The organism is Kitasatospora sp. NPDC059088, from assembly GCF_042738155.1.
Classification (GTDB): domain Bacteria; phylum Actinomycetota; class Actinomycetes; order Streptomycetales; family Streptomycetaceae; genus Kitasatospora.
This window is the reverse complement of record NZ_JBHYGR010000095.1, coordinates 34,746-37,026: the sequence shown is the minus strand read 5'-3', so window position 1 is coordinate 37,026 and position 2,281 is coordinate 34,746. Positions and strand designations below refer to the sequence as shown.

General features: G+C 65.7%; 2 protein-coding genes. Both read right to left on the bottom strand.

Annotated features, from left to right (window positions below):
- Nucleotides 1–671: 671 nt before the first annotated feature.
- Nucleotides 672–974 carry a hypothetical protein gene (locus ACFWXO_RS32315; RefSeq protein ID WP_380528320.1) on the bottom strand — a complete coding sequence of 101 codons (303 nt, stop codon included), beginning with the start codon at nucleotides 972–974 and terminating at the stop codon, nucleotides 672–674.
- Nucleotides 971–2,005 carry a hypothetical protein gene (locus tag ACFWXO_RS32310; protein ID WP_380528318.1) on the bottom strand — a complete coding sequence of 345 codons (1,035 nt, stop codon included), beginning with the start codon at nucleotides 2,003–2,005 and terminating at the stop codon, nucleotides 971–973. Before ACFWXO_RS32310 ends, ACFWXO_RS32315 begins: the two co-directional genes overlap by 4 nt.
- Nucleotides 2,006–2,281 lie beyond the last annotated feature (276 nt).

The following is a 2,281-nucleotide window of genomic DNA, read 5'->3' as shown; positions in this document are numbered from 1 at the left end:
AGTTGTGTATAAGACTCAGCTACAGTGGCGACGGTGACCCCGGCCAAAGATTAGCCGGGGCCACCGAAACCAAAGCCAATAAACAGCTTCCGCCCAACTCCTGCCACCCGTTTCCGCTTCGGCATCACCGAAGCGGCAACGGCATTATTCGACACCTCTCACTCCACTCATAAAGTCATCTAGCGAGCCGTGTAAGAGGAGAAGGAGGAGGAGGGAGAACGCCGCCAAAAATCTCAGACGGGGCGAAATTAAACCACAGGGCCTTGGAATAGATCAGAACACCCATCCATCCAAGACAACAGGGTTCGGGCGGGTCGGCCGCGGCACGGCCGGCCCGCCCAAAATATAGGAAAGCCCAGGGGAAGCTCGCCGAAAATCGCAAAATCGAGTCACTCCCGTTGCCGCTTCGGTGATGCCAAAGCGGCAACGGAACTTCCAACCATCTCTGCGTAGGAAGTCGGCCAGACCGACTTCCTACGCAGGCGACGAGAAGGCCTTGAAATCTTGCACCGGGATTAACCATTCACTCCGGGTCGGCAGTCCCGCTCGACGCCTCGATGACCACCCACGCCGACAACAGGCAGGGCAGGTCTCCCGCAGCGCCAATGCCGAGCCACCCTGACCGCAGGAGGCCCGATTGATCACTTCTCGGGCCAGGAACCATTTGGCTGTCAGGCGTCCCAAGCATTCACGGTCGGCTCCGGCCACTCTGCGGCCGTCGCTGCGAGATCCGCCGGGAGCAGGGCGATCAGCAGGGCTCGACCATCAGTGACGGCCTTCAATGCGGCTTCCTGAGCCTCGCCCTTGGTGTTGAACATGCCATCCCCCACGGTCTCATTGTGGGGCGGCTCGCCGACCTCGCCGACCCACTGCGACGCACCCGGCCACACCCGGACGTGGGTGAGCCGGGAAGGCTCCGGGAGCCCCGTGACTCCCCGAGCCGCAGCTTCCTTGATCACGTCTTCGATCGTCATGCCTGTGCTCTCCTCATCTCGGCCAGTGCGGCGTCCAGTCGTGCGGAGCGGACGACGGCGGAAAGGTCGGTGGCTGTGTGGGCGTAGTGCTCGGCTTCTTCCCGGGCGCCCTGACGGTAGAGCACTGTGGCCAGTTGGGCGGTGTCGATCGCCTTCGAGCGGGCCCGGTTGGAGGTCTGGGAGTCCACGGCTCGGCGAAGCCGGGACACCAGATCGGAGACAGGCTTTCCCTTGACCGCCGCGAGCAGGTAGAGGGCGTGGCCGGTCTCGCCGTGCAGCTTGTGTTCGGTGAAGTACCACATCCAGCGAGGCTCGCTGCGGAGATCACTCACGCGGCTGTAGATCGACTCCGCGAGGGCGATCTGCCGCATCACCTCGGGTTCGTCGCCTTGGATGGCGTGCGCCTGGGCCTTGACCGCCGCGATCATCGCGAGCGCCGACAAGGGCACGTTGCCCATGGCCATGTCGGCCAGGGCGACAGCCTCTCCGGACTTACGCTCGGCAATCTCCTGGCGGGCGAGGCCGGTTGCGACATGACACAGGAGCCCATCGTCGCCGGCCTCCTGGGCCGCCTTGATGCCGAGCCCGAACGTGCTGCGTGCAGGTGAGCTCTGGCCCGCGTCGAACGCCGACCACGCTGCAAGGTCGGCGAGATTGGCGATCTGGCCGCACAGCCGGTCGCGGACACGCGGTCCCATCGACGACTTGGTGAGATCGACAGCGCTTCGCAGTTCACCGAAGGCCAGATGGCGAGTGGCAAGACCGCCGCTTCGCCGGTCCCACTCCTCCAGAGCGAAGGTCCGCTCTGCAATATCGTCAATGTCCTTCATCCCCAGAGAAGATGGAGACGGCAGCACATCGGGCAGGATCGAGGCGAGGGAGACGGCCAAGAAGTCACGGCGCTTCGACTCACTCACCTCCTCACGGTCCCGCCGGGTCCGCTTCGGGAACAGTCCCAGCTCTGCGTTCGTGGCCACGCCGAAGACACCGCGCAGGGCATCACGGACATCCCCGTCGGGCCAGCGGATCACGCCACGTTCTCATCGGCCGGCCCGTCTCTGCGGTGCCGTTGGTGAGGGCCGGACAGCCTAGTGAACTGCCTAGCTTCTGCCTACAGGATCGGCCTGCCCCTACCCGCGCCGCAGGCGTTTGATGGTTCCCAGCCGCCCGGGGTGACGGGCCGGTTACGCCCGTCGCCCCGCCACCCCGCCACCCCGGGGGGGGGGCGGCGGGCGTCCGCTGGGGCGCCGGGGTCGCGGTGAACCCCCCTATGATCGCGGGGGGGGTCGTCGCGAGGCTCGCCTGCG

What these genes read in the sequence shown, in the direction of transcription:
- ACFWXO_RS32315 (WP_380528320.1), bottom strand. Translation starts at nt 974, where the DNA reads ATGACGATCGAAGACGTGATCAAGGAAGCTGCGGCTCGGGGAGTCACG.